The organism is Microbacterium sp. C448 (assembly GCF_000582705.2).
Lineage (GTDB): Bacteria > Actinomycetota > Actinomycetes > Actinomycetales > Microbacteriaceae > Microbacterium > Microbacterium lacus_A.
In genome coordinates this window covers 1-781 of record NZ_HG779815.1, presented here as the reverse complement: position 1 = coordinate 781, position 781 = coordinate 1, and the positions used below count along the sequence as shown (strand labels likewise).

The 781-nt window shown below is 62.0% G+C and carries 1 pseudogene; it reads left to right on the top strand.

What is annotated here, in order from left to right:
- Window positions 1–446: 446 nt before the first annotated feature.
- Window positions 447–781: pseudogene (locus tag MIC448_RS15250) on the top strand (hypothetical protein); the annotation flags it as partial.

The window sequence follows — 781 nt, the reverse complement described above, 5'->3', positions numbered from 1 at the left end:
GGCGGCATTCGAGCCCGTGGGTAGTCAGGGCGCGTAGCTAGTCAGGAACCGCAGGCACGAGTCCGCAGTCCAGGGATCGCACCCGGGATCCGAAACCGTGCATTTGTCAGAGTCATTTCTGCTCTGCTGGCCGCACCCCTCGCTTGGTGACTCTTGTGCTCTGCGTGCCCGTTTGCATCGACCGGAGCGTCCGAGTCGTCGGCAATCGGGAGGTTTGAGTCCATTCGAGAGTTCCTGAATCACCTAGGTCGGCCTGTTGCCATCCCAGCCAGCGATGAAGGCTGCCAGGCTAGCGAGCTGACCGCAGACATCGATGGACCGACCCAACCCGTAGTCAACCCGAACGGCAACCACCACAGTAGTAGTGCGACCCAAGATAGCAATGCACGCAGGCACTTTTTGTGGAACTCGTTTCGAGTTCAGCATAAAAGCGGTACGCTGTTCGGGTGCGAGGAGGTCTCGAGCGCTGGAAGAGAGGTGTCGGATCGCAGGGGGTTCGACAGGCGCTGGGCTATGCGTTGAAGGGCTCGTGTGACTCGCACCTGCGCGCGACCGTTGGTGTGGATGCGCTCGCCGGATACGGGGATGCGGCAGCCGGCGTCCGACGATTCATCGTTACGGCGGGCGTCATTTCGACGGACACGCTTGACGAGATGCAGTTGCGCAGTTGGGTGGATGGGTGCGATCCGGAGTCCGGGGAGCGGCGTGGGCGCGATCTGAGTTCCGCGGATGCGGACCTCATTCTGGATGGTGAAGCGCCCCGAGTTCTCTGCCGCTCCTA